The following is a 24,830-nucleotide window of genomic DNA, read 5'->3' as shown; positions in this document are numbered from 1 at the left end:
ACGGTGCAGTCGCTCATGTCCGTTTCGATCACGGATCGCACGAGCGGCTGAAGTGCCAGGAACCGTCTGCGAAGGGAAATGGTCATGGTCAATAGGGATACAAGCGATGAGTCCACTGGCGAGAAGAAGGCCCGCGATATCGCGGCCAAGCTCGACAAGTCGACCGAGCCGCTGGGCGGAACCTCGAACGTGGATCAGGGAGCCGAAGTCGGCTACACCGAACGGAACGTGGAGGCACGCGCCCAGAACGCGGCCGAGGATGAAGGTGTGACGCTGCATCGCAATCCCGATGGATCGCACACCGCCATCGACGAATCGAGAGCCGCCGAGGCGAGCCCGACGTCCGGTGCCGCAGGGACCCCGTCCTCCGGTGCTTCAGGGACCCCGTCCTCTGGCGCCGCAGTTGCTCCCGGCATGGGCGCGGCGGTCGGAACCACCCCTGAGGCCGAGGACGTCGACAGTGTTCCCGGCATGGGAACGGCGGTCGCCAGCACGGCTGGAGGCGGTGCCGCGAGCGCTGCGGCTGCTGCTTCTGCCAGCGACGACACCGAGGGCGGCCCGACTCGCGGCGCTGGCAGCAGCCAGGCCGCAGGTGAGACGGCGACGAACGATCTCGGTCACGCCGATGTCGTCAAGATCCTCCGCGGTGCCGACACCGTGATGCTCGCGACCGCACTGCCTGACGGCAAGATCCTCGCCCACCCGATGGCCCCACAGGAGGTCACGGAGAACGCGGAAGTCTGGTTCTTCCTCACCCTCGACGGCGATCAGGCGAAGGCGCTGCGGACGAACCCGGAGGTCAATCTCAGCCTCGCCGAGGCGGGCAACTGGCTCTCCGTGGCCGGCCGCGTCGAGTTCGTCAATGATCGGGCGAAGGTCGAGGAGCTGTGGAGCGATTCGGCCAAGGCGTGGTTCGAGAGCCGGGAGGACCCGAACCTCGGCCTCATCAAGGTCGTCACCGACTCCGCCCAGCACTGGGGGCTGCCTGGTGGGAGGGCCTCGGGCCTGTTGAAGATGATCAAGTCCAAGATCACCGGAGACCGTCCCGGAGGTGGCACACAGACCACAGAACTCTGACACCACAGGCGCTGGCCGCTGAGGCCACGCGCCGAATAACGCACGGAGCGCCGAGACACGCCCGCACACCAGCGTGTTTCGGCGCTCCGTGCGTTTTTGGAGGGAAAGAGCCGGAACCCCGTCGCGCCGCAGCAGGCACCCAAGGCGTTTCTCGGCGTGGGGAAGCGCGGGCATTAGCATGGAGACATGAGCAAGCGGATCGTCATCATCGGTGCAGGACTGGCCGGGACCACTGCGGCCAGGGAGCTGAATGCGCGCGGTCAGGCGGTCACCGTCATCGACCCGCAGGCCGGGGACACCTGCGAGCGGCCGCCCCTGTCGAAGCACCTCTTCGACGATTCCCGCCACCACCTGCCGTACCACCTCGAATCGACCGAGCACATCACCTTCGTCCGTGACTGGGCCGAAGAGATCACCCTCGCCGAGGCGTCCGCGGACTCCCGCTACACCGCCGAGTCCCAGCGACACCCCCATCCGCTGGTCGATCACCACGCCACCGTGGGGACCGTCCACTTGGCGTCGGGGGAATCCATCGGCTTCACCCACTGCATTCTCGCGACCGGGATGGAAGCCCACCGGCCGCAGATCCCGAACTATCCGGACGCTCTTCCCGTCTACGACCTCGGCGATGCCGAATGGGTCCTCGACCGGGTGGAGAAGGCGCACGGACCGTTCGACGTCGGCGTGCTCGGCTCCGGTTATCTCGGGATGGAGGTCGCCTCCTCGGCGGTGGCGGCCGGGCACCGGGCCACGGTCTATCTGCGCGGGGACGAGCCGCTGCGCAAACAGCTCTCGGCCCCCGTCCGGCAGGCACTGTTCGACAGGCACAGAGCTGCGGGTGTCGAATTCGTCACCCATTCTTCGAGCCCGGACGACATCGCTGCAGATGTTCACGATCTGTTCATCACCAGCGTCGGTGCCCGCCCGCGGCTGATCCCGATCGACGGTCACAGGCCCGCCTTGGCATGGGACGTCGATGAGAGCTTGGCAACATCTCACCGAGGCGTCTTCGCCGCCGGAGACTGTGCCATCGTCACTGCAGGACCCTATGCTCTCGACCATCCGTGGGCCTGCGAACCCGTGGCCGAAAGCCATGGGAAGTTCCTCGCCGAACTCCTCGGCGACGCCCCGGACGAAACCGCGAACGGCACCGAAGACACCCCTGCCGAGACCGGTGCGGACCCGACGGAAACGGGCTCGAAGATCTGGTCAGAAGTGCCTTGGCACTGGAGTTTCCAAGGCCCGGAGAAGGTGTTCACGGCGGGGCTGACCAGCCCCGACGCCACCGACACGATCATCCGGCACGACCCGAGCGGGAAGAAGTTCCAGGTCTTCCACTTCGCCAGCACCGACCCCGAGGCGAAACTCCGAGGTGTCGAGACGTTCAACTGGCCACCCATGCAGGCCGCCGCACGGCGGGTGCTCGGCGGCAATCACATTCCGACGAGAGCCCAGTTGGAGGACCCGGAATTCGACTTCAAGGCTCACAGCCGACTGTGAGTCTGCGCTAGTCTCATCACGTAGACTCTTCTTCTGTTCTATCCCCAGTCGCCGACGAGAGAATCTTCTGTTCATGGATATGGCCAAGCTTGCTGCCGAGCACGGACTCGACAGAGTGGGTGGACGGCCGTCTTTGCCCCAATACATCAAACAGCTGATCAGTCGCAGCGACTTCACGTACACGCTCGCGAAGTATCGGATGCAGTCCGAGAACGAGCGCAACAGGCTCGGCATGCTGTGGGTGCTGCTGCGCCCCGGTTTCTCCGCACTCATCTACGGCACGGTCTTCGGCTACATCATGAAGGGTGCGACCGCGCGCCCGGACGACTTCGCCCCGTTCGTCATCATCGGCGTCTTCGTCCTCGAGTTCTTCAACACCTCGATGAACGGCGGTGCGAAGTCGATCATCGGCAACGCCTCTTTGGTCCAATCCCTGCCGTTCCCGCGCATCGTGCTGCCGATCGCCAAGGTGTTCCAGAACCTGCTCGACTTCATCCCCACCTTCATCTTCATGGCGGTGCTCGTCATGCTGTGGGGCGCCCGACCCGATTGGGACTGGTTCCTCTTCATCCCCTTGGTCTTTATGTTCTGGATCTTCAACCAGGGCGTGGCATTCATCTTCGCTCGCGTCACCGTGCACTTCCGCGACCTGTCCCAGGTCACCCCGTTCATCTCGCGGATGATCTTCTACACCTCGGGCGTCTTCTTCGACCTCAAGGTCATGGTCGACAAGATCAACCCCGACCTGCAGCCGTTCGCCGATTGGCAGCCGATCAACAACGTGCTCGCCATCGCCCGCGGCATCCTCATGAAGGACGGGGTCATTCCCTATGACTACTTCTGGCACTTGGCCATCTGGGCCTTCGGCATCTTCATCTTCGGCTTCATCTTCTTCTGGCAGGCCGAGGAAAGGTACGGTCGCGATGAGTGAGAACACCGAACATGAGACGAGCGGCGTCGCCGAGGCCACCGAATACAACGAGCCCGTCGTCGTCTGCGACAACGTCCACGTCCGCTACAAGACTCTGGCCACCGGCAAGAAGCTCAAGCTCGGCGGCGGGGGCGGAATGCTCAAGCGCCAGCGCGGACTGCAGGAGGTCCATGCGCTCAAGGGCGTGAGCTTCGTGGCGCATAAGAACGAATCGATCGGCATCATCGGCACGAACGGCTCGGGCAAGTCCACGCTCATGCGCTCGATCACCGGGCTGACCCCGACGTCCGGGGGCGCGATCTATGCGAAGTCACGGCCGAACCTCCTCGGTGTCGGTGCTGCACTCATCCCGGATCTCTCCGGTGCCCGCAATATCATCCTCGGATCCCTGGCCTTGGGTCTCACCCGCGCCGAGGTGGACGAGAAGTTCGACGATATCGTCGAGTTCACCGGGCTCGAAGACTTCATCGACCTGCCGATGCGCACGTATTCCTCAGGGATGTCCCAGCGGCTGAAATTCGCGATCGCCACCTCGGTCCAGCATGAGATCCTCATCGTCGATGAGGCGCTCAACGTCGGTGACAAGAAGTTCCGTGACCGTTCGGAGGGCCGCATCCGGTCGATCCGGGAGAACGCCGGTACCGTCTTCCTCGTCTCGCACTCGATGCGGTCGATCAAGGACACGTGCAACCGCACGCTGTGGATCGAGAAGGGCGAACTGCGTGCCGACGGTCCGACGGCTGATGTCATCAAGGAATATCAGGACTTCAACAAGGTGGCGAAGGAACAGAAGGACTGAGGTTCTACTTCTGAGTAACATGGGGGCATGCACTTCATGCGAATGCTCCTTCAGCTGCTCCGATCTCGTCGCCGCTCGGTTCAGGGGTTGTGGGACACCTACTCCTTGACCCTGCGCGTCCTGCCGACGGAGATCGACATCTTCCGGCACGTCAACAACGGCATGTACTTCTCGATCATGGACCTGGGCCGGCTCGACATGATGGTGCGCAGCGGGGTCTGGGAGGCGCTGCGCGCCAAGGGGTGGAGCGGTGTCGTCAGCGCAGAGACGATCAGCTTCCGGAAGTCCCTCAAGCTCGGCCACCGTTATGACGTTGACACGAGAGTCATCGGCGTGGACGAACGCACCGTCCTCTTCGAGCACCGGATCGTCGTCGGCGAGGAGATCTTCACCCGCGCCTATGTCGCCACCAGACTGACCTCGAAGACCGGACGGATCACACGAGAGGACATGATCGAAGTATTCGGACCCCCGCCGGAGGGTCTCGAGCTGCCCGACTGGGTGCGCGACTGGCATCGGGCCAACGCTCTGCCGAGCGCCCGGCAGCCCGTGCTCCGGGACTGGTTCTGAGGCGGCGGGCCTCAAGTAGCCCGGAGTTCGAAGGCCACCCGGCCGAAGCAGCAGGGGCACGCGGCCCAGGGGTCGAAGACGGCTCGGCCGAAGCGACGGAGGCCCTCGAGGCCCGTCGTACCATAGCCAGACACGTGCACAGTCCCTAGACTCGGCCACATGGACAACAGTTCACACGAGCCGATCGACTCGAGCAACATCGGCGATCAGCCTTCGCTGCGCAGTTCGTCCGGCACCATCTGGATCGTTGCCGGCGGGATCTTCCTCGTCGTCATCTCGGGTGTCCTGGCCGCTGTCATCTCCTCCGGCGGCCAGGCCGTCCGCACTGCGATCACGACGATCATCATCGCCGCTTTCCTCTACCTCGTCCTGCTCACCGCCCGTTTCGCCGTTCGACCGGGAGCGGCCCGCCTGCGGGTGATGGCCGCGGCGATGATCGGCATGGCGGTGGCCGCACTCATCGGACTCGTCCTGTGCGTGGGTGCCGCCTCGGCGGGGGCTTGAGAATGGCTGCCATCCAGTGAGACGGGCCATTGCGTTCGCGTTCCATCGGATTAGACTCGACTGCTGACACTTCAGCGGCTCCAGGAGCCGCATCAACCCGGATGGCGAGCGAAGACGCATGCATCCTCGAACAGACACAAGAGGTGAGAGATGAGTGCATCGGCTGTTGAGTCCCGCGCGGAGAAGTCGCGGGCGAGGAAGGCCGTCTTCGCGGCCGGATTGGGCAATGCCCTCGAGTGGTACGACATCATCCTCTTCGGCTTCATGGCCACCTCCATCACCGCGGTCTTCTACCCCGGCGATGGTCTCTCGGCGCAGCTGATGACCTGGGCGACGTTTGCGATCACGTTCGTCGTCCGCCCCCTCGGCGCGGTCATCATCGGCCGCTACTCCGATAAACACGGCCGCAAGTCGGCTCTGTCGCTGACGATCGGTCTCATGACGCTCGGCGTGTTCATCATCGTCGTTCTGCCCGGCCAGTCCGTCCTCGGCGTGTGGGCCGCCGTCGGCCTCATCATCGCCCGCATCATCCAGGGCATCTCCGCCGGCGGCGAGTTCGGTTCGGCCACCGCCTTCCTCACCGAGAACGCCAAACACGGCAAGGCATACTACGCCTCCTTCCAGACGGCCACGCAGGGCATCTCGATGTTCCTCGCCGCCGGCATCTCCTGGATCTTCAGCTCGGCGCTGAGCGAAGAGGCGCTCCACTCCTGGGGCTGGCGTGCGGCATTCGCGATCGGCCTGCTCATCGGGCCCGTCGGCTGGTACATCCGCTCGAAGATGGACGACACTCCTGAGTTCGAAGCCGCCGAGAAGGTCGACAATCCGCTGCGCACCCTCCTCGGCGATCACTTCGGCCGCCTGGTCTCGGCGTTTCTCATCATCGCCATGGCCACGATCTCGGTCTACCTCATCACCTTCCTGCCGCAGTTCGCCGTCGGCAACCTCGGCCTCGACGCTTGGGCGGCATTCCCCGGCGCCGTCGTCGCCGGCGTGATCACCCTCATCGGCTCACCGTTCGCCGGAAAGCTCGCCGACAGGGTGGGCGCGACGACCGTGATGATCCCGACGACCATCGTCGGCATCATCGCCGCGTGGCCGATGTTCATCCTGCTCACAAGCCATCCCTCGATCGCGATCCTCACCGTGTGCGAGGCGATCGTCGGCCTGTTCATGGTCTTCTACTTCGGCCCGATGCCGGCGCTGCTGTCCGAACTGTTCCCCGTCCAGGTTCGCAGCTCCGGCATGACCATCGCCTACAGCCTCGGTGTCGCGATCTTCGGCGGCTTCGCCCCGCTCATCCTCACCGCGCTGCTCAGCGCCACCGGAGAGCTGACCGTGCCCGGCTTCTACTACGCGGCCCTGTCCCTGCTCTCCCTCATCGGAGTCATCGTCGCCCGCAAGGCGTACAACCAGCGCTGACCCGACGGCTCGGATCGCACGTTGCGCTGGCCCCACGTTGCGCCGGCCCCGCGTTGCGCTGACCTCACGCCAGCGCTGACCCGGCGTCGGGTAACGCGAAACTCGAAAAACACGTCACTGGCGACGTGTTTTTCGAGTTTCGCGTTGACTGAGATAGGTGGATGGTGCGACGCGACCGCTGAGCCTCGCCGAGGTGGGGCGACGTCTTCGTGGGCCTGTCGTTCAACGCTCGGCCCGGTTATCGATGCGTGCTCGGATCGATAACCGAGCGCGCTGTTGATCGACGTGTCGGGCGGGCGGTCGGTGCTGTTGATCGACGTGCCGGTCCGGCGGTCGGTGCTGTTGATCGGCGCTTCGGGCCGGCGAACGGCGACCGACGACCGGCACCGCCGCCCGGGAGCTGTCATCCGCCGACGGGAACCTCGGTCGCGGCCTCTTCCGACTTGCGGGTCTTCGCTGCCTGGCGTTCGAGCCGCACGACATGGGCCAGCAGTGCGACCCAGACGATGGCCAGTCCGCCGACGACGAGCCACACCGACGAGCTGCCGATACCGAAGGTGAGGAGGATGGTGCGCACATTCGTGAGGATGATGATGCCGCCGGCGGCGATGGCGAGGACCTTCGCCGGCAGCAGTTTGACCAGCCACGCGGCGAAGGGTGCGGCGATGACACCGCCGACGAGCAGCGCGGCCACGATCGTCCACTCGATGCCCTGCGCCCCAAGCGCGAGAAGGAACCCGAGCGAACCGCCGACAGCGACGACGAACTCACTCGTGTCGATCGAGCCGATGACCTTCCGCGGCTCCAATCGCCCGGATGACAACAGCGTCGTCGTCCCGACCGGGCCCCAACCGCCCCCGCCGATGGCATCGAGTGCTCCACCGAGGAAGCCGACCGGCACGAGCATCCCGGCTTTCGGCCGCGAACGGAACTGCGGGCGCTTCCCGCCCAAGGCGAGAAAACGCCAGATGACATAGACGCCGAGCGCGAGCAGTATGCCCGAAACCCACGGCGTGACGGCCTCCCCGTTCAGGTTCGCGAGGACCGTCGACCCGATGAGCGCCCCCACGAAACCCGGCCCCGCGAGAATGCCGACCGTGCGCCAATCGACATTGCCGAACCGGTGGTGAGAGATCCCCGAAACCAGAGTCGTCCCCAACTCGGAGAAGTGCACCGCCGCCGAGGCGGCCGCCGGTGCCGTACCCGCCGCGAGCAGCAGCGTGGTTGAGGTGACCCCATAGGCCATGCCGAGGGAGCCGTCGATGAGCTGCGCGATGAGGCCGACTATTCCGAGGATGATGAGCTGACGCATGTGCTTGCCTTTCGTGGATGACGCGAAGGATGGGGAGGCGCAGACGATAGAAATGACGTCGACGATGTGAATGACGTCGACGATGCGGGCGGTGTCAGAGACGCAGAAGTGCGTTGAAAACACACACTAGCGAAATTGTTGAGCAGACCTGAATGTCAGGCGCAATCCTACGAACTCGGTCGCGATGTGTCGAAAAATGACGGAGAATGGCGAAATTTCGCAGATGACTGGGCTGTGTGCGGTGTTGGGGCGGATCGGTTACGCTGTGCGAATGAATTCAATCGTGACGACCACTGCCCGCTCTGGCCGATCAGTCGTTGAGCAATCGACCTGTTCGGTGGCCTCGTTGTTTCCGGACCCTGCGGGAGAGCGGGCGCGGGGGTCTGCGCAGTGGAGCGCGCAGGGGCGTGGCCAGTGACGGGGCTGCCGTCGGTGGGACTGATCTCCCACGGAACCTCTTCACCCACGGGCCAGGTCCTCATCGAGGTGCTTGCGGCAGAGGTTGCTACTGATCTGCGCATCCGTGGGCTCGCAGACGAGGTGATGCTCGGTCATGTGGATGTCCAGAAGCCCGATGTCGACGAGGTGATCGCCCGACTGCCTGACGATCGTCCGGTCGTCCTCACGCCGCTGCTGCTCTCGCCGGGGTATCACGTCCATGTCGACCTCGCCGAGGCGGTCAGTCGGGCCGGAGCCGCCGGTCGCGACGTTCGTCTCGCCCCTACTCTCGGGCCCGACGCCCGGCTTGCAGGAATTCTCGCCGACCGCCTCCCGCCGCTGCGCGAAGGCGACGAAGTGATCCTTGCCGCGGCGGGATCGAGCGACGAGCGGGCGAACGAGTCGTGCCGTGAGATGGGCAGGCTGCTGGCCGCAGAGCTCGAACGTCCCGTTGAGGTCGGGTTCCTTGCCGGTGGGGGAGTGCTGTTGAAAGACCTCGTCGAGGAGAGTCGGAGCCGCGGCTGTCGGCCCGTGCTCGCGAACTATCTGCTCGCCCCGGGCTTCTTCGACGACCTCGCACGCAAGCTCGTCGCTGGGGGCGGAAGCGACCCGTCCGGCGTCCTTGCGCCACCCCTGCTCGCCTACGGCGGCAGCGCTTCCGCCGTGCCGCCCCGGCTCGTCGATGTCGTTCGCGACCGAGTCTGTGAAGGCAATCGCACCCAGGTCCAAGCCCGCACCGCCGCCTCGCAAGCGCTCAACGCCTGACCGCATCCTCGGCGGCCTGTGTCCTCATATGTCGCTCCATGACACAAACCCTTCGAGTATTTGTTGAGCAATCCGGCATTCATGTAGCGTGACTCATCACTGGTTCCCCTCAGCGTTTGGAGACAGCAATGTCCACTCAGGTGGAAGAGAACAAGGAAACAGCAGGTAAACCAGCCGCAAAGCGGCCCGCCCGCCCGAAGAAGCCCAATGGGCAGTGGAAGATCGACGGCCGTGAACCGTTGAACAAAAACGAGATCGACAAGGCCGAGGACAATGGCCTCAACGTTCGCGCACGCATCGATGAGACCTACTCGAAAGAGGGGTTCGCCTCGATCGCCGAGGCCGACCTCCACGGACGTTTCCGTTGGTGGGGGCTGTACACACAGCGCAAGCCGGGCATCGACGGCGGCCGCACCGCGAAACTCGAGCCGCACGAGCTCGAAGACGAATACTTCATGATGCGCATCCGCACCGACGGCGGGAAGCTCAGCCTCGAGCAGCTGCGCACGATCGCCCAGATCTCCAATGACTTCGCCCGGGGGTCCGCCGACCTCACGGACCGTCAGAACATCCAGCTGCACTGGGTGGAGATCGAGAACGTCCCGGAGATCTGGCGCCGCCTCGAGGCAGTGGGAATGCAGACCACGGAGGCCTGCGGCGATGTGCCCCGTGGGTTCCTCGGCTCACCCGTGGCCGGAATCGCCGCCGACGAGCTCATCGACCCCACCTCGGCGATCGAGGAGATCACCCGCCGCTACATCGGGGACCCGAGCCTGTCGAACCTGCCGCGCAAGTACAAGACCGCGATCACCGGCCACCCCAGTCAGGACGTCGTCCACGAGATCAACGACTGCTCATTCGTCGCCGTCGACCACCCGGAGCACGGCATCGGCTACGACCTGTGGGTCGGCGGTGCGCTGTCCGTGGTGCCGCGCTTCGCCGAGCGTCTCGGTGCCTGGGTCCATCCGGATCAGATCGTCGACGTCTGGCTCGGAGTCACGGAGATCTTCCGCGACTACGGCTACCGCCGCCTGCGCAACAAGGCCCGGATGAAGTTCCTCCTCGCGGACTGGGGACCGGAGAAGCTGCGCGACGTCCTCGAGACCGAGTACCTCGGCTACCGCCTCGCCGACGGTCCTCCTCCGCCGAAGCCCGCGGTTGCCGGCGACCATGTGGGCATCCACCAGCAGAAGGACGGCAAGTACTACATCGGCACCACCCTCGTCGCCGGTCGGGCGTCGGGGACTCTGCTCCACCAGATCGCCGATCTGGCCGAGCAGTACGGACTCGACCGGATCCGCCTGACCCCGCATCAGAAGATCCTCGTGCTCGACGTCGACGAAGCCGATGTCGACGAGGTCGTCGCCGGCCTCGACGCCCTGGGCCTGTCCAGCCGCAAGGATCTCTTCCGCCGCTCGGTGATGGCCTGCACGGGCATCGAATTCTGCAAGCTCGCCATCGTCGAGACGAAGCAGACGGCCATCGACGCCGTCACCCGGCTGGAGGAGAAGCTGGCCGACGCCGACCTGCCCCATCCCATCAGCCTCCACCTCAACGGCTGCCCGAACTCCTGCGCCCGCATCCAGACCGCCGACATCGGTCTCAAGGGCCAGATCGTGACCACCGACGACGGTGAGCAGGTGCCGGGGTTCCAGGTCCACGTCGGTGGGGGACTGGCGTCGAAGGACCGCGACGAGGCCGGGCTCGGCCGCACCGTCCGCGGCCTCAAGGTCACCGTCGACGGACTCGAAGAGTACGTCGAGAAGATCGTGCGTCGGTTCCTCGACGGACGGTCCGAGGAAGAGACCTTCTCACAATGGGCACACCGAGTCGACGAAGAGGAGCTGAAATGAGCACCACCGACCCGACGACGACCACCGACCCGACCACGACCGCAGGTGCGACCGCACACCCGACCACGACGGCCCACCGGACCCGGCCCACACCTCGCCCCGTCGAGGAGCTCAAGGCCCTCGCCGAGGCGGGAACCCGGGATCTCGCCGGTGACCCCGCAGCCGGGGTGTCCGAAGCGAACCCCGCCGACGTCATCCGCTGGGTCTCCCGACACTTCGACACCGCCGCCTGCGCCGTGGCCTGTTCGATGGCCGACGCGGCCCTGCCGCACTATGTCGCCCAGTACCAGCCGGGAGTCGACGTGCTCTTCCTCGACACCGGGTACCACTTCGCGGAGACCTACACGACCCGCGACGAGGTGGCCCGCCGTGTCGACGTCCACATCGTCGACGTCCTTCCGGAACAGACCGTCGAGCAGCAGGACGCCGAATTCGGGGCCGAGCTCTTCGCCCGCGACCCCGGTCTGTGCTGTGCCCGCCGCAAGGTCGCGCCGTTGAAGAGATCACTTGAGGGCTACGAACTCTGGTTCACCGGGGTTCGCCGCGACGAAGCCCCGACCCGGGCGAACACCCCGCTGATCACCTTCGATGAGAAGAACGGACTGGTCAAGGTCAACCCCTTGGCCGCCTGGTCCTACGACGACCTCCTCGACTACGCACGTGCCTTCGACGTGCCCGTCAACCCACTGCTGTCGCAGGGCTACCCGTCGATCGGCTGCCAGCCCTGCACCCGCCCCGTCGCCGCGGGGGAGGATCCCCGCGCCGGACGCTGGGCGGGAACGACCAAAACAGAATGCGGACTCCACACATGAGCATCGACACCATCCCAACCGTCAACCCCACCGGCCCCGCCTCGGCGACCGAGGGCACTCCCGACCGGACGCTGACCAGCCTCGACGTCCTCGAATCCGAAGCGATCCACATCATCCGTGAGGTCGCCGCCGAGTTCGAGAAGCCGGTCCTGCTGTTCTCCGGCGGCAAGGACTCCGTGACCGTCCTCCACCTCGCGGCGAAGGCGTTCTGGCCGGCGAAGATCCCCTTCGGCCTCCTCCACGTCGACACCGGACACAACTTCCCCGAGATCATCCGCTTCCGCGACGAGACCGCCGCACGCTTCGGCCTCGACCTCACCGTCGCGAAGGTCCAGGACTACATCGACGACGGTCGTCTGCGCGAACGCCCCGACGGCACCCGCAACACCCTGCAGACCCAGCCGCTCATCGACGCCATCGCCGACGGCGGGTTCGACGCCGTGTTCGGCGGAGCCCGCCGGGACGAGGACAAAGCCCGTGCGAAGGAGCGCATCCTGTCACTGCGCGACGAATTCGGCGGCTGGAACCCCAGCAGCCAACGACCCGAGCTGTGGAACCTCTACAACGGCCGGCACCTGCCCGGCGAACACGTGCGGGTGTTCCCGATCTCGAACTTCACGGAACTCGACGTGTGGAACTACATCGCACGCGAAGGCATCGCCCTGCCGCAGCTCTACTTCGCCCACGACCGCGAGGTCTTCTCCCGCGACGGCATGTGGTGGGCCACCGGCGAATTCTCCACCCCGCGTGAGGACGAAACCGTCACCCGCCGCACGGTCCGCTACCGCACCGTCGGGGACATGAGCTGCACGGGCGCCGTCGAATCGGACGCCGATGACCTCGAGTCCATCCTCGCCGAGGTGGCCGCCACCACCGTGACCGAGCGCGGAGCCACGCGCGCCGACGACCGCATCTCGGCCGCGGCCATGGAAGACCGAAAGAAAGACGGGTACTTCTGATGACGACTACACCGACCACGCCTGCACCGAACCCCGCGAGCGCACCGCAATCGGCCACCCAGCCGAAGACGCTGCTGCGCTTCGCCACCGCGGGGTCCGTCGACGACGGCAAGTCGACGCTCGTCGGCAGGCTCCTCCACGATGCGAAGGCGATCCTGGCCGACCAGCTCGCCGCGGTCACCGCCACGAGCCGGGAACGCGGATTCCTCGGCGGCGAGTTCGACTTCGCCCTCCTCACCGACGGCCTGCGGGCCGAGCGGGAACAGGGCATCACCATCGACGTCGCCTACCGCTACTTCGCCACCGATCGGCGCTCCTTCATCCTCGCCGACTGCCCCGGCCACGTGCAGTACACCCGCAACATGGTCACGGGAGCCTCGACCGCCGACGCCGTCGTCGTCCTCATCGACGCCCGCACGGGCGCGACCGAACAGACCCGACGCCACCTCACCGTCGTCTCCCGACTGGGCATCCGCCACGTCATCATCGCAATCAACAAGATCGACCTGCTCGACTTCGACCGGCAGGCCATCGAAGCGGTCGAGGACGAGGTGAGGACTCTGGCCGCCGAGATCGGCCTCGAGGCACCGCACCTCATCCCGATCTCCGCTCTGGCCGGGGACAACATCGCGGCCACCTCGACCAACACCCCCTGGTATGAGGGCCCGGCGCTGCTCGAACTCCTCGAAACCCTGCCGAGCACCGAGGCGGACACCGCCGACCGCGAACCCTTCCGCCTCGACGTGCAGACGGTGCTGCGTCCCCAAGGGGGACTGGCACCGGGACTCGACGCCGAAGAATTCCGGGACTACCGGGCCGTGGCCGGTCAGATCACGGCCGGGCAGGTTCGCCTCGGCGATGAGGTCGAGATCCACCCGGCCGGGATCCGCACCACCGTGACCGGCATCGACACCGCCGACGGTCCGCTCGATTCCGCGAGCGCACCCCTGTCGGTGTCGCTGCGGTTGGCCGATGAGATCGATACGGCACGCGGCAGCGTCATCGCCGCCGCCGGCACCATGCCGCCGCCGCGACGGGACCTGCGCGCCGAGGTGTTCCCCTTCACCGCCGAGGGTCTGCGCACGGGCCAGCGGGTGCTCGTGAAGACGGGAACGACGACCGTCAAGGGCATCGTCACGATCACCTCCCGCCGCAATCTTGAGACCTCGACGCTCGAAGACGCCGAGGAGCTGGCCGGCAACGACATCGGCCTCGCGCAGGTGAGACTGTCCGCGGCGCTGCCGATCCCGGACTTCCGCGTCCACGGCCCGGCCGGTGCGTTCGTCGTCATCGACCTGCAGACCGGGAACACGCTGGCTGCTGGCATCCACACCCCCGAGGAGAACTCATGACCCACTTCCCACCGCAGGCCCCGGGCAGCGTGCTGCTCGTCGGGGCCGGGCCCGGGGATCTCGGGCTGCTCACCGTCACCGGACTGCGCGCCCTCGAGCGGGCCGAGGTCATCGTCGCCGACCGCCTCGGCGCGCGGACCGTCATCGATCAGCTCGAACAGGAACGCGGTGCCGCCCTGGACGCGGAGATCATCGACGTCGGCAAACAGCCGGGCCATCACCCGGTGCCGCAGGATGAGATCAACGCGATCCTCGTCGAACAGGCCAAGCGCGGTCTGCGCGTCGTCCGGCTCAAGGGCGGGGACCCGTTCGTCTTCGGACGTGGGGGAGAGGAGATCGCCCACGTCCGGGCCGCCGGCATCGACGTGCACGTCGTTCCGGGTGTGACCAGCGCGAACTCCGTTGCCGCGCTCGCCGGGATCCCACTCACCCACCGAGGCGTCGCCACCTCGTACACGGTCGCGACCGGGCACGACCAGCTCAGTGAGCTCGGCGGGGGACGCGACCACACCGTCGTCGTGCTCATGGGCGTGGGCACCCTCGTCCACTCGGCGATGGTGCTTGCCCGCGGCGAACGCGGCAGCGACTGCCCCGTGGCGATCATCGAAGACGGATTCGGCGACCGGCAGCGAGTGACGATCGGGACGCTCGGCACGATCGCCTTCCACGCCGCCCGCCGCGGTGTGAGGTCGCCGGCCATCATCGTCGTCGGCGACGTCGTGACCCTGAGTCCCTACGCCGACGGGGCGTTCACCTCGGCGCTCGACCCCGCCGCCACGCACTATGCTGCGACGAACGTTGCCGCCACGCACACTGCTGCCAATCACTCTGCTGCCACGCACACAGCCGAACTGACGAGGAACACATGACCTACATCATCGCCCAGCCCTGCGTGGACGTGAAAGACCGGGCCTGCATCGAAGAATGCCCGGTGGACTGCATCTACGAAGGCACCCGCTCCCTCTACATCCACCCCGACGAATGCGTCGACTGCGGAGCCTGCGAACCCGTGTGCCCCGTCGAGGCGATCTTCTACGAAGACGATCTGCCCGAGGAGTGGGAGGACTATCACGCGGCGAACGTCGACTTCTTCGACGACATCGGCTCCCCGGGCGGGGCCGCCGCCCACGGCGTCATCAACAAAGACCACCCCTTCATCGCGGGCCTGCCCCCGCAGAACACCGACGACTGAACGAGGATTTCCATGACCACCACCCCATTCCGCGTGGCCGTCATCGGCGCGGGACCCGCCGGCATCTATGCCGCCGACCTGCTGACGAAAGCCGACCACGACCTCGACCTGAGCATCGACCTGTTCGAACGCCTGCCCTCACCCTTCGGGCTCGTCCGCTACGGCGTCGCCCCCGACCATCCGCGGATCAAAGGCATCATCAATGCGCTCATCAAGGTCCTCGACCGCGGTGACATCCGGCTGTTCGGCAATGTCGAATACGGCGTCGACATCAGCCTCGGCGAACTCACCGACCGCTACGATGCCGTGATCTTCTCCACCGGCTGCTTCACCGACGCACCGCTGGCGCTGCCCGGCGTCGACCTGCCCGGCTCCTATGGTGCTGCGGACTTCGTCAACTGGTACGACTCGCACCCCGACGTCGCCCAGACGTGGCCATTGGAGGCGGAGAAAGTCGCCGTCATCGGCAACGGCAATGTCGCCCTCGACGTCGCCCGGGTGCTCGCGAAGCAGGCCGATGATCTCCACACCACCGAGATTCCCGACCATGTCTATGAGGGGCTGAAGGCCTCGCAGGTCACCGATGTCCATGTCTTCGGCCGTCGCGGACCGGCTCAGGCGAAGTTCACGCCGCTCGAGCTGCGTGAGCTCGGTCAGGTCAAAGACGTCGACGTCATCGTCTACCCCGAGGACTTCGAATTCGATCAGGGATCGCTCGATGCGATCGAGTCGAGCAACCAGGTCAAGCAGGTCGCGAAGACGCTCACGGACTTCACGCTGCGGGAGCCGACGGGCGCGAAGCGTCGCCTCCACCTCCACTTCCTCCACGCACCGACGGCCATCCTCGGCGAGGATCGGGTGACCGGACTGCGCACGGAACGTCAGGAACTCGACGGGACCGGCGGCGTGCGCGGGACTGGGGACTTCCACGATTGGGACATCGATGCCGTCTACCGCGCGGTCGGGTACGCGGGCACCGAGCTGCCGCAGCTGCCGTTCGACCAGGTCAAAGGGGTCATTCCCAATCATGAGGGCCGTGTCGTCGACGCCGACGATCAGGCGCAGGCCGCCGAGGCCGACGTCATTCCCGGCGTGTACACGACCGGGTGGATCAAGCGCGGTCCCGTCGGACTCATCGGGCATACGAAGGGTGATGCCTTGGAGACGATCGGGCACATCCTGACCGATCAGGCTGCCGGGGCGCTCACCGAGCCCGTGTATCCGGATGAGTCGTCGATCGTCGAGCTCCTCGATTCCAAGGGTGTGGACTTCACGGATTGGGAAGGTTATCACCGGCTCGAGGCCGCGGAGAAGGCACTCGGTGAGGCTGAGGGGCGTGAACGGGTGAAGATCGCAACGCGTGAGGCCATGCTCGCCGAGTCGCGGGCGCACCTGACCGCGGACGCGAACGCCGGGAGCTGAGGCCCCGGCTGGTCCAGACGCGGCCACCGCCGAGGACTGGGAGAGACGTCCGTTCTGGATCGGCGGCTCCGTCGTTCAACGACGAATCAGGTTATCGATGCGAGGCAGTATCGAAAACCTGACTCGTCGTTGAACGAGTTCTACAGCTTGCCCGATGCTTTGGTGAAAGAGCGAGCGGAGCAGATCTTCGGCGCTGTCCGAGTCACGACCAGGGCGGAGAACGCATCGAGCAGTGTTCGTGGGCCGATAAAAGCCGGGTCCCTCCTTCGGTCTCTGACTTCCAGTTCGTCGGCGGGTGCCTTCAGAAGACCGACAAGACAGCGCCAGCACAGCTGACAACTTCACATAGTGACCCGAAAGATTCCACTATTCGACCCCGAAGCCGAAAAAGACGGCCTCGGGGTCGTCTGCGTCCGTGACCTCGGCAGATAACCCGGCTATGTAATTGACATCACGAATCGACAGGAGAAAACTGGCCGCCGAGAATCTGACCTCAACCCTGGGAGGCAAAGGTGCCCTCACACAGTTCACTGTCATCGGGACCGCATACGAGCGTGACAGTCGTCCACGACAAAGGACTCAAACGCGATATCGGCAAGACCGGGCTGCTCTTCACCGGAGTCGGATCGATCATCGGCTCCGGTTGGCTCTTCGGCGCCTTCGACGCCGCGAGCATGGCCGGCCCGGCCGCGATCCTGTCCTGGGCGCTGGGTGCGGTCCTCATCATCTTCGTCGCCCTGAACTACTCCGAACTCGGTGTCATGTTCCCCGTCGCCGGCGGTGTCGTGCGCTACCCGCACTATGCCTTCGGCTCGTTCGCCAGCTACACCAGCGGGTGGATCACGTGGCTGTCGGCGGCGGGAACCGTCGGCATCGAGGTGCTCGCGGCCGTCCAGTACGCCTCGAGCTACATGCCGTGGCTGATGGAGACGAAGGAAGGGGTGCTCGTCCTCACTGTGCCGGGCATCTTCGTGAGCATCGCGATGGTCGCGGTCTTCTGCATCATCAACATGTTCGGGGTGAAATTCTTCGCCCAGTTCAACAACGTGCTCGTGTGGTGGAAGCTGCTCGTCATCATCCTCGTGTTCATCGGCCTCGCGCTGCTGGCCTTCAACCCCGGTCACTTCCACATGCCCGAGTTCGGCGGTTTCGCCCCCAACGGCATCGCCCCGATCTTCGCGGCTCTGCCCGCGGCCGGCATCGTCTTCTCCTACCTCGGGTTCCGCCAGGGTGTGGAGTTCGCCGGCGAGACGAAGAACCCACAGAAGAATGTGCCCTTCGCCGTCATCGGTTCGATCGTGCTCACCGGCATCATCTACATCCTCCTGCAGATCGCGTTCATCGGAGCCATCCCCACCGATCTGCTCAAGGACGGCTGGGGCGGACTGTCGTTCTCGAATTCGGCAGGACCGTGGGCAGAGATCGCGATCATGCTCGGGGCGATGTGGCTGGCGATCATCCTCTATATCGACGCCGTCGTCTCCCCGGCCGACACCGGCCTGATCTTCACCGCGCTCACCCCGCGGCTGTCGTACTCGCAGGCACGAGTGGGCAATGCCCCGAGTGCAATGACGAAGCTGAACAAGAAGGGCATCCCGTGGTTCGGCCTGGTGGTGACCTTCATCGTTGCCTGCTTCCTGTTCTTCCCATTCCCGTCGTGGGCGAAGATGGTCGGCTTCATCACCTCCGGCACCGTCATCTCCTTCGGGTCCGGACCGGTCACGGTGGCGGCTCTGCGCCGGCAGCTGCCCAACCAGGAACGCCCCTTCCGCCTGCCCGGCGGAGACATCCTGCCGTTTCTCGGATTCCTCGCCGCGAACCTCATCGTGTTCTGGACAGGCTGGGACACGAACTGGAAGCTGTTCCTGGCGATGGTGCTCGGCTACGTGGTCCTCGGTCTGCACTATGCGTTCAGCGACCGCAGAAAGATCCCGCCACTGCAGTTCAAGTCCGGTTGGTGGATGGTCCTGTGGCTCGGCGGTCTGGCCGTGCTCAGCCTGCTCAGCAACTATGGCGAGGGTGCCATGGGCGTGCTCACGTTCGGATGGGGCGAGCTGGTCTGCACTGTCTTCACCGCCATCGTCTTCTACGTCGGCATCAAGACCCGCCTGAAGTCGGAAGAAGTCGTCGCCAACGTCGAGAACACCAAGGAGGCCAGCGCCGAACATATCGACGGGGAGTGATCCAATTCCTCGCCCTCGCCGAGGCGGCCCGACGTTGACGTCTATCACGGGGAGTTCGCATTCGACGAGGCCAAGAAGGTCATCAAGGATCACGAAAGTCCCGTCGGACTCATCGAGCGCACGAAGGGCAATGCGTTGGCGACCATCGGGCGCATCCTCACCGCTCAGACCGCCGGGGCGCCCACCTGACCGCGGTCTCGGCTGCAGGGAGCCGAGACCGCGGCGTCGGATCTCATCGACGCCGCGGCCCGTATCCTCTATCGCTGTCGCGGTTCAGTCTCGGCACTTTCCGTGGCCCGAAGCTGAACGGGTTCGCTGTTTCGGAACTTGTGATAGTAGTCGCCGAGCAGCAGGCGCAGGCTGTCTTCGGGATCCGCCGGCTTTTTCGTCAGCCAGTAGAGGAGGAATCCGAAGAGAGGCCAGGCGAGGACGATGACGTATTCCCCGACGCTGCCGAGCGAAAGTGGAGTTCCGGGCACCAGGCTGACGACCACGAGGATCACCCCTGCGGCACCGCCGAGTGCAGGCAGCCAAGTCTGACGTACTCGATAAGGGCGACTGAGGTGGGGGTGAGTGCGCCGCAGCTGATAGAACGCCGCCACGGTGAAGATCCACATGAACGCCAGATTGACCCCTCCGGTATTGAGGAACCAGGTCAGTCCACCCGGGCCGATCCACCCCATCGCCAGGCCGGCGGCGGCTGTGAAGAGCAGGGCGTTGCGGGGCACCCCGTATTTCGGGTCGACTGCGCTGAGGAAGCGAGGCAGCATGCCTGCTCGTGAGAGGGAGAAGAGCAGGCGTGAGACTGCTGAGAACACAGCGAGGAACGTCGTGACGATCCCGAGGACGCCGATGACGAAGGCCGCCATGGCCAGCGGAGCAAAACCGGCTTCTCTGAATGCATCGATCGTTCCGGCTTGGAGTCCGGCCGTCTTCGTCCATGGGATGACCCACGCTGTGGCGGCGAAGATGATTGCATAGAACGCCCCGGCGACGATGACGGCGAAGATGACGATAGAGCCCACCTTCTTCGGCGAGATCTTCGCTTCTTCAGCCATGACAGCGACGATGCTGAATCCGGTGAGGAAGCCGAGGGCGGGAAGGATGAACTTCGTCGACGAGATCAGCGCACCGGTGACGTTCTGGCTCTCAGGGGCGAATGCGGGGAAGAAGTTGCTGGACTCGCCGTGCCCGAATCCGACGACGACGATGATGGCGCCGAGGCCGACCATGACGAGGAAGAGGATGAGCTGGGCGGAAAAGGCCAGCTGAGCGCCGAACCAATTGAGTCCGAGCATGATGAGCATCAGGACCACGCCCAGTGCCAGCACTGGCAGGTAGACAGTCTCGCCGCCGATGGCGTAGAGCGGGATGGATTCCATGTTCGGAACCACCTGGGCCAGAAGGAAGCCAGCGGCCGTGACGTAGAAGGCGACGATGCCGACATAGATTCCGATGGCGATCCAACCGACGAGGAATCCGACGGGGCGGTTGAACGCGGCAAAAGCGTAGACGAACTCACCGCCGGCGCGCGGGAAGGCTGCGGTCAGCTCGCTGATGGCCAGGGCGACGCAGGCGGCGAGGAACGTGGCTCCGATCATGCCGAGGATCACTCCTCCTGCTCCGAAGTCGGAGAAGAAGGCGCTCGAGAGATAGAGGAAACTGGATCCGATGACGCCGGCAGCGCCGAGGGCGATTAGAGTTCCGGCGCCGAGTGTTTTCTTCAATTCGGCCATGACGTGTTCTCCGTTCGAAAGGTGCCGTTGAGGCTCTCTCGCGTTGCGCGCGACCTGAGCAGCTGTTTGTCGATCTTGTGGTTGGGCAGGTGCGGAAGTGCGCCGAGGTGGATCTCCTTCGGTACCTTGAAATTGGCGAGTTCGGCCCGGGCGGCAGCGCGTAGCGCATCTGCGTCCAGATTCGCCGCCCCCTCAACGAAGGCGACGCCGACTTCGCCGAACTTTTCGTCGGGCCGTGGAACGATCGCTGCGGCGGCGACTCCCGGCAGGGCTTCGAGAACCGCTTCGATCTCGCGCGGGTAGACGTTGTAACCTCCCGACTTGAACATCTCGTGGGTGCGGCCGATGAGGTGGAGGTTGCCGTCCGCATCGAGTTCGCCGATGTCCCCGGTGCGCAGCCACCCATCGGGAGTGAACGCTTCGGCGGTCTTCTCCTCGAGGTTGAGGTATCCGCACATCACTGTCGGGTGTTTGACGCACACCTCGCCGGGGCCGTTCGCCGAACCCCATTCGCCGTCTTTGGTCAGGAAGCGCAGCTGCAGTTCGGGGTCTGGTTCGCCCACGGAAGTGTTGAGTTCCTCATTCGTCGCACCCGGCCGACTGTAGGTCACCGATGAGGTCACTTCCGTGAGTCCGTAGGTGTTCTGCACATCGATTCCTCGGCTGCGGAACTCATTGATGAGCTTTTCACTCAGGGTCCCTCCGCCCCAGCCGACGGCGCTGAGGGAGGACAGATCGGTCGAGGTGAAATCCTCATGTGCGACGATCATCTGGAGCTGAGCGGGGATCTGGAAAAGCGTGCTCACCTCATGAGTCTCGATGAGCTGAAGGGTCAGTCCAGGGTCGAACGAATCGGTGAAGATCAAGGTGCCGCCGGCATGCAGGCTCACGCTGCACAGATCGCCTACGCAGCCGATATGGTTGATCGGCTGATTGATGATGATGCGCGGGTGGTCGACTCCCCACCGTCGAGATTGGATGTGGGCGAGTCGGGACAGCCCGGAGTGACGTACGAGCGCACCTTTGGGCGCTCCAGTCGTTCCGGAGGTGTACACGAGTATGGACGGCTGCTCGACGGTGACCCCGCTGCGCGCACGATCGAGCCGATCCTCGGAAACGGAGTCTGCCGATTCGAGGAACGAAGCGACCATCGTCTGCTGCCCCGATGGCTGTCCTTCGGCATCGAGGTCTCCTCGGACCTCTGTGTCTGCGAACACGACGATTGGCGAGGCGAGTCCGACGTGGCTGACCGTCGACGTCAGCCGTTCGAGGAGGCCCTCTTCCTCTTCGGGGCCGAGGACGAAAAGGATCTCAGGTGCTGAGTCTCCGACGATGTGGAGCAACTCTCTTTCGGTGTATTTGGGGTTGAGACCTTGCCAGATCGCGCCGATGGACGTCGCAGCGAGGTAGCTGATGAGGAACTCTGGTCGCGGGGTGCTCATCATTGCAACTCGATCGCCGGGTGTGATGCCGTGCGCCAAGAGTGCTCGTGCGAAGCGGTCGATCTCGGTTCCGAGCTCGGCGTAGGTCCACGTTCGCGAACCGAAGATTAATGCCTGTTTCTGCGGCTGCTGGCGAGACCATTCGAGAACGTCTGCGAAGATCGGACGGAACTGTGTGGTGTCGCCAGTGAGCCACCAGTCGCGTTCGGCTGTGGTTGTCTGAGTCATGATTCTCCTTCGCTGTGGCCGGTCATTCGGCTTCGTTGGGTCCGTCGATGAGCATCGTCTTCCAGACGGCGTGCATCGCTGTTGAGCCGTCGTCGGTCTCCACGGTGTGCTCGGACGTGATGATCGAACGCGTCGGAGTCCTGGTCTCGACATCGATGATCGTCCGGTGGTAGCGGATCCGCTGTCCGACGAAGACTGGTTTGGTGAATCGCACTCTGTCGAGTCCGTAGTTGAACCCGTAGAGGCCGACGCGATCGCTCAGGGGATCGGCGAACTCGACGTGCATGAGCATCGACAGAAGCATGAAGCCATCGACGAGGTCGGCCCCGAGCACGTTGTTCTTGCTGATCGTCGTGTCAACGGAAGCCGGGTCGAGGTAGGTCGAGTGGGCGAATTCTCTGAGGTGGTCGCTGTTTATGGTCAGCCAGTTCGATGTGGACGATGTCCCGGGAAAGCGGGAAAGCTCCTCGGCGAGGTCGGTTGGCATTCTTCTGCTCCTTTGCATGAAGTCGGTCGCCCGGCGAGGAAAGCACGCGGCGACAGCAGATAATAAGCAAGTGATTACTTATATTTGCTTTTCCAGAGCATAGGGCGGCGGGGTTGGAATCGTCAATGCCTTTCGGGCAGGCTTCAGGAAGCCGGGTATTGCCGGCAGCAGTGGGGTGAGGGGGTGTGGGGTTCAGGCCCGGGTGGGGCTGAAGGGTTATTAGGCGTCGACGTAGGTTGACAGCCAGGTCTCGGACATCTCCTTGAGGAATGCGATCGCCTGAGCGTCATGCGGCGTCGTCGCAAAGGCACGGTCCACGGTGACGGTGACCGTGTCAGCGAAGAAGAGCGTCATCTTCCGCAGTTTCTGCGGTGAACTGGTCGGCGACAGGCGGAGGAAGCACTCCAACAGGGCCTCGGCCGCTTCGCGTGTCGAGGAGGCGTCGAAATCGGGTGAGTCGGGTATAGATGCCACCGCGTTGCGGACGACGACGCACCCGGGGTGGGCGATGCGGAAGTCGACCATCGCATCGATCAGCTCCGAGACTGTCTGCTTCCAGTCCGCGCCATTGCGGATTCGTTCGGCTCCCGAAGCGACCAGTGCCACCCTGGAGCCCTCGTAGAATTCGGCAAGGAAGTACAGAATGGACTCTTTGTTGCGGAAGTACGAGTAGACGGATGCGACGTTCACTCCCGCACCCTCGGCCACTGCATTGGTGTTCATCGCGGCGGGCCCGCGTTCCAGGAGGAGGTCCACGGCGGCGGAGACGATGCGGTTGAACGTCGCCTTCGCTCGCTTCTGTTCGGGCACCTTCGACAGGTACGTCGTCCGTCCACCGGAGTAGTAGTCGACGGCCGTGGGTTCGGCGTCGAGCGGCAGTGCAGACATTCGACCTCTTCCTTTTGCGCTTGAAAGCAGTTTAACTTCCATGATAGAAGTCATAACTAAGCAATTACTGATGTTTGAGCTTTGGTTGTCCCGCCTTCAACGAAGAGAGTACCGACATGTCACTGCATTCAGATTCCGTGGGCAGACGGGGCGACGTCGTCAGCGACCTCGTGGAGGACCGTTGGCTGAGCAACTATGCTGCCGCAGTCGGAGACGAGAACGATCGCTACTTCGAGAATCGGGCCGGGGCTCCTGCGGTGCATCCCACCTACGTCTCCCACCTCGAATGGGACTCAATCGGAGCGCTGCACGAAGTACTCGATCTCAGTGAAGCGGAGCGTGCTCAAGGAGTGCACAGCTTCAATCACACTGATCTGCTGGCCCCATTCACTACCGGTGACCGCCTCGACAGTCGGGCGGTGCTGGTCGGTGCAGAACAGCGCAGATCAGGATTGCGTCTGACCATCCGCATCGACACTCACGTAGGCGATACGCAGGTGGCCCGTTCCTACACGCAGACGATCTTCCGCGGTGTCGACCTCGACGGGTCGGACGTGAGACCGGAGGTGCCGGAGTCCTCGTTCGAAGAGGGGCGACCGTTCGAACGGACGATCGAGATTCCTTTCGGCAAGCTCGCGCCCTACGTGTTCTCGGAGTGCGCGCGTGACTACGGGGCGATCCACACCGATCGCAGAGCCGCCGAGGCTGCGGGGATCCCGGGTCTGATCATCCACGGCACGGGGACTTTTGCCGCTGTTCTCTCTGCCATCGTCAACCACGAGGCCGGTGGAGATCCGCAGCGAGTCCGCGGATTCAGCGGCAAGCTTTCGGCGATGATCTTCTGTCCCTCGACGACGGTATTGCATGTGGCCGATACTTCCGGCGGGATCCGTTTCGAGTTGGTCAATGAGTCCGGGGAGACTGCGATCAGCCAGGGAGTGGTTCGCCTCGGCTGACG

The 24,830-nt window shown here is 64.7% G+C and carries 22 protein-coding genes; 17 read left to right on the top strand and 5 right to left on the bottom strand.

Annotation, left to right across the window (positions count from 1 at the left end):
- Positions 1–84: 84 nt before the first annotated feature.
- From ACSE4D_RS05915 to ACSE4D_RS05885, 7 genes are all read left to right on the top strand, one after another.
- On the top strand, positions 85–1,077 hold the full coding sequence (locus ACSE4D_RS05915) for a pyridoxamine 5'-phosphate oxidase family protein (protein WP_436326778.1): 993 nt from the start codon (positions 85–87) through the stop codon (positions 1,075–1,077).
- A 186-nt stretch (positions 1,078–1,263) separates the two neighbouring features.
- Positions 1,264–2,577, top strand: coding sequence for an FAD-dependent oxidoreductase (locus ACSE4D_RS05910; protein ID WP_135542542.1), 1,314 nt, complete (start codon positions 1,264–1,266; stop codon positions 2,575–2,577).
- A 73-nt stretch (positions 2,578–2,650) separates the two neighbouring features.
- Positions 2,651–3,508 carry an ABC transporter permease gene (locus ACSE4D_RS05905; protein WP_135542544.1) on the top strand — a complete coding sequence of 286 codons (858 nt, stop codon included), beginning with the start codon at positions 2,651–2,653 and terminating at the stop codon, positions 3,506–3,508.
- Complete coding sequence (locus ACSE4D_RS05900; protein WP_436326777.1) at positions 3,501–4,307, top strand: ABC transporter ATP-binding protein; 807 nt, start codon at positions 3,501–3,503, stop codon at positions 4,305–4,307. Before ACSE4D_RS05905 ends, ACSE4D_RS05900 begins: the two co-directional genes overlap by 8 nt.
- Positions 4,308–4,334: 27 nt before the next feature.
- Positions 4,335–4,877, top strand: coding sequence for an acyl-CoA thioesterase (locus ACSE4D_RS05895; RefSeq protein WP_436326776.1), 543 nt, complete (start codon positions 4,335–4,337; stop codon positions 4,875–4,877).
- A 159-nt stretch (positions 4,878–5,036) separates the two neighbouring features.
- On the top strand, positions 5,037–5,381 hold the full coding sequence (locus ACSE4D_RS05890) for a hypothetical protein (protein ID WP_436326775.1): 345 nt from the start codon (positions 5,037–5,039) through the stop codon (positions 5,379–5,381).
- Positions 5,382–5,531: 150 nt separating this feature from the next.
- Positions 5,532–6,803, top strand: coding sequence for an MFS transporter (locus ACSE4D_RS05885; RefSeq protein WP_436326774.1), 1,272 nt, complete (start codon positions 5,532–5,534; stop codon positions 6,801–6,803).
- A gap of 403 nt (positions 6,804–7,206) precedes the next feature.
- Here the strand turns inward: ACSE4D_RS05885 and ACSE4D_RS05880 are convergent, their stop codons facing one another.
- On the bottom strand, positions 7,207–8,115 hold the full coding sequence (locus ACSE4D_RS05880; protein ID WP_135542586.1) for a sulfite exporter TauE/SafE family protein: 909 nt from the start codon (positions 8,113–8,115) through the stop codon (positions 7,207–7,209).
- Between the two features lie 414 nt (positions 8,116–8,529).
- Between ACSE4D_RS05880 and ACSE4D_RS05875 the strand changes: the two genes are divergently transcribed.
- From ACSE4D_RS05875 to ACSE4D_RS05835, 9 genes are all read left to right on the top strand, one after another.
- The gene (locus ACSE4D_RS05875) at positions 8,530–9,318 is read left to right on the top strand and encodes a sirohydrochlorin chelatase (RefSeq protein ID WP_240690125.1); all 789 of its coding nucleotides are present in this window, start codon (positions 8,530–8,532) and stop codon (positions 9,316–9,318) included.
- A 128-nt stretch (positions 9,319–9,446) separates the two neighbouring features.
- Positions 9,447–11,171 (top strand): nitrite/sulfite reductase, encoded by a 1,725-nt coding sequence (locus tag ACSE4D_RS05870; protein WP_436326773.1) that lies wholly within the window; start codon positions 9,447–9,449, stop codon positions 11,169–11,171.
- Positions 11,168–11,983 (top strand): phosphoadenylyl-sulfate reductase, encoded by an 816-nt coding sequence (locus ACSE4D_RS05865; protein WP_436326772.1) that lies wholly within the window; start codon positions 11,168–11,170, stop codon positions 11,981–11,983. Before ACSE4D_RS05870 ends, ACSE4D_RS05865 begins: the two co-directional genes overlap by 4 nt.
- Positions 11,980–12,942 (top strand): sulfate adenylyltransferase subunit CysD, encoded by a 963-nt coding sequence (cysD, locus tag ACSE4D_RS05860; protein ID WP_135542557.1) that lies wholly within the window; start codon positions 11,980–11,982, stop codon positions 12,940–12,942. Before ACSE4D_RS05865 ends, cysD begins: the two co-directional genes overlap by 4 nt.
- Positions 12,942–14,294: a sulfate adenylyltransferase subunit 1 gene (locus ACSE4D_RS05855; protein ID WP_436326771.1), complete on the top strand. Its 1,353-nt coding sequence runs from the start codon at positions 12,942–12,944 to the stop codon at positions 14,292–14,294. The genes cysD and ACSE4D_RS05855 overlap by 1 nt, the downstream gene beginning before the upstream one ends.
- Positions 14,291–15,163 (top strand): uroporphyrinogen-III C-methyltransferase, encoded by an 873-nt coding sequence (gene cobA / locus ACSE4D_RS05850; RefSeq protein ID WP_436326770.1) that lies wholly within the window; start codon positions 14,291–14,293, stop codon positions 15,161–15,163. Before ACSE4D_RS05855 ends, cobA begins: the two co-directional genes overlap by 4 nt.
- On the top strand, positions 15,160–15,486 hold the full coding sequence (fdxA, locus tag ACSE4D_RS05845) for a ferredoxin (RefSeq protein WP_135542562.1): 327 nt from the start codon (positions 15,160–15,162) through the stop codon (positions 15,484–15,486). The genes cobA and fdxA overlap by 4 nt, the downstream gene beginning before the upstream one ends.
- 12 nt (positions 15,487–15,498) lie before the next feature.
- On the top strand, positions 15,499–16,908 hold the full coding sequence (locus ACSE4D_RS05840) for an FAD-dependent oxidoreductase (RefSeq protein ID WP_436326769.1): 1,410 nt from the start codon (positions 15,499–15,501) through the stop codon (positions 16,906–16,908).
- Positions 16,909–17,462: 554 nt separating this feature from the next.
- Positions 17,463–19,091 (top strand): APC family permease, encoded by a 1,629-nt coding sequence (locus tag ACSE4D_RS05835; protein ID WP_436326768.1) that lies wholly within the window; start codon positions 17,463–17,465, stop codon positions 19,089–19,091.
- A 257-nt stretch (positions 19,092–19,348) separates the two neighbouring features.
- On the opposite strand, the gene ACSE4D_RS05830 is transcribed toward ACSE4D_RS05835, so the two are convergent.
- The 4 genes from ACSE4D_RS05830 to ACSE4D_RS05815 all read right to left on the bottom strand — a co-directional run bounded on the left by ACSE4D_RS05830 (position 19,349) and on the right by ACSE4D_RS05815 (position 23,872).
- Positions 19,349–20,827, bottom strand: coding sequence for an APC family permease (locus tag ACSE4D_RS05830; protein WP_436326767.1), 1,479 nt, complete (start codon positions 20,825–20,827; stop codon positions 19,349–19,351).
- Positions 20,815–22,497, bottom strand: coding sequence for a class I adenylate-forming enzyme family protein (locus tag ACSE4D_RS05825; protein ID WP_436326766.1), 1,683 nt, complete (start codon positions 22,495–22,497; stop codon positions 20,815–20,817). Before ACSE4D_RS05825 ends, ACSE4D_RS05830 begins: the two co-directional genes overlap by 13 nt.
- A 22-nt stretch (positions 22,498–22,519) precedes the next feature.
- Positions 22,520–22,984, bottom strand: a complete 465-nt coding sequence (locus tag ACSE4D_RS05820; RefSeq protein ID WP_436326765.1) for a MaoC family dehydratase — start codon at positions 22,982–22,984, stop codon at positions 22,520–22,522.
- 219 nt (positions 22,985–23,203) lie between these two features.
- A complete protein-coding gene (locus ACSE4D_RS05815; protein ID WP_436326764.1) occupies positions 23,204–23,872 on the bottom strand; it encodes a TetR/AcrR family transcriptional regulator in 669 nt (222 codons plus the stop codon).
- Positions 23,873–23,988: 116 nt separating this feature from the next.
- On the opposite strand from ACSE4D_RS05815, the gene ACSE4D_RS05810 reads away from it, so the two are divergent.
- Positions 23,989–24,828 carry a MaoC/PaaZ C-terminal domain-containing protein gene (locus ACSE4D_RS05810; protein WP_436326763.1) on the top strand — a complete coding sequence of 280 codons (840 nt, stop codon included), beginning with the start codon at positions 23,989–23,991 and terminating at the stop codon, positions 24,826–24,828.
- Positions 24,829–24,830: the final 2 nt, after the last annotated feature.

Source organism: Brevibacterium sp. FAM 27836 (assembly GCF_051351055.1).
GTDB lineage: Bacteria > Actinomycetota > Actinomycetes > Actinomycetales > Brevibacteriaceae > Brevibacterium.
Note: the sequence above shows the minus strand (reverse complement) of the source record. Positions and strands in the feature narration are given on the sequence as shown.

Bases quoted from the DNA above. Each gene is read 5' to 3' on its own strand.
- ACSE4D_RS05825 (WP_436326766.1), bottom strand. From the start codon at position 22,497: ATGACTCAGACAACCACAGCCGAACGCGACTGGTGGCTCACTGGCGAC.
- ACSE4D_RS05865 (WP_436326772.1), top strand. From the start codon at position 11,168: ATGAGCACCACCGACCCGACGACGACCACCGACCCGACCACGACCGCA.
- fdxA (WP_135542562.1), top strand. From the start codon at position 15,160: ATGACCTACATCATCGCCCAGCCCTGCGTGGACGTGAAAGACCGGGCC.
- ACSE4D_RS05810 (WP_436326763.1), top strand. From the start codon at position 23,989: ATGTCACTGCATTCAGATTCCGTGGGCAGACGGGGCGACGTCGTCAGC.
- ACSE4D_RS05870 (WP_436326773.1), top strand. From the start codon at position 9,447: ATGTCCACTCAGGTGGAAGAGAACAAGGAAACAGCAGGTAAACCAGCC.
- ACSE4D_RS05905 (WP_135542544.1), top strand. From the start codon at position 2,651: ATGGATATGGCCAAGCTTGCTGCCGAGCACGGACTCGACAGAGTGGGT.
- ACSE4D_RS05840 (WP_436326769.1), top strand. From the start codon at position 15,499: ATGACCACCACCCCATTCCGCGTGGCCGTCATCGGCGCGGGACCCGCC.
- ACSE4D_RS05910 (WP_135542542.1), top strand. From the start codon at position 1,264: ATGAGCAAGCGGATCGTCATCATCGGTGCAGGACTGGCCGGGACCACT.
- ACSE4D_RS05895 (WP_436326776.1), top strand. From the start codon at position 4,335: ATGCACTTCATGCGAATGCTCCTTCAGCTGCTCCGATCTCGTCGCCGC.
- ACSE4D_RS05900 (WP_436326777.1), top strand. From the start codon at position 3,501: ATGAGTGAGAACACCGAACATGAGACGAGCGGCGTCGCCGAGGCCACC.
- ACSE4D_RS05890 (WP_436326775.1), top strand. From the start codon at position 5,037: ATGGACAACAGTTCACACGAGCCGATCGACTCGAGCAACATCGGCGAT.
- ACSE4D_RS05820 (WP_436326765.1), bottom strand. From the start codon at position 22,984: ATGCCAACCGACCTCGCCGAGGAGCTTTCCCGCTTTCCCGGGACATCG.
- cobA (WP_436326770.1), top strand. From the start codon at position 14,291: ATGACCCACTTCCCACCGCAGGCCCCGGGCAGCGTGCTGCTCGTCGGG.
- ACSE4D_RS05830 (WP_436326767.1), bottom strand. From the start codon at position 20,827: ATGGCCGAATTGAAGAAAACACTCGGCGCCGGAACTCTAATCGCCCTC.
- ACSE4D_RS05880 (WP_135542586.1), bottom strand. From the start codon at position 8,115: ATGCGTCAGCTCATCATCCTCGGAATAGTCGGCCTCATCGCGCAGCTC.
- ACSE4D_RS05885 (WP_436326774.1), top strand. From the start codon at position 5,532: ATGAGTGCATCGGCTGTTGAGTCCCGCGCGGAGAAGTCGCGGGCGAGG.
- cysD (WP_135542557.1), top strand. From the start codon at position 11,980: ATGAGCATCGACACCATCCCAACCGTCAACCCCACCGGCCCCGCCTCG.
- ACSE4D_RS05815 (WP_436326764.1), bottom strand. From the start codon at position 23,872: ATGTCTGCACTGCCGCTCGACGCCGAACCCACGGCCGTCGACTACTAC.
- ACSE4D_RS05915 (WP_436326778.1), top strand. From the start codon at position 85: ATGGTCAATAGGGATACAAGCGATGAGTCCACTGGCGAGAAGAAGGCC.
- ACSE4D_RS05855 (WP_436326771.1), top strand. From the start codon at position 12,942: ATGACGACTACACCGACCACGCCTGCACCGAACCCCGCGAGCGCACCG.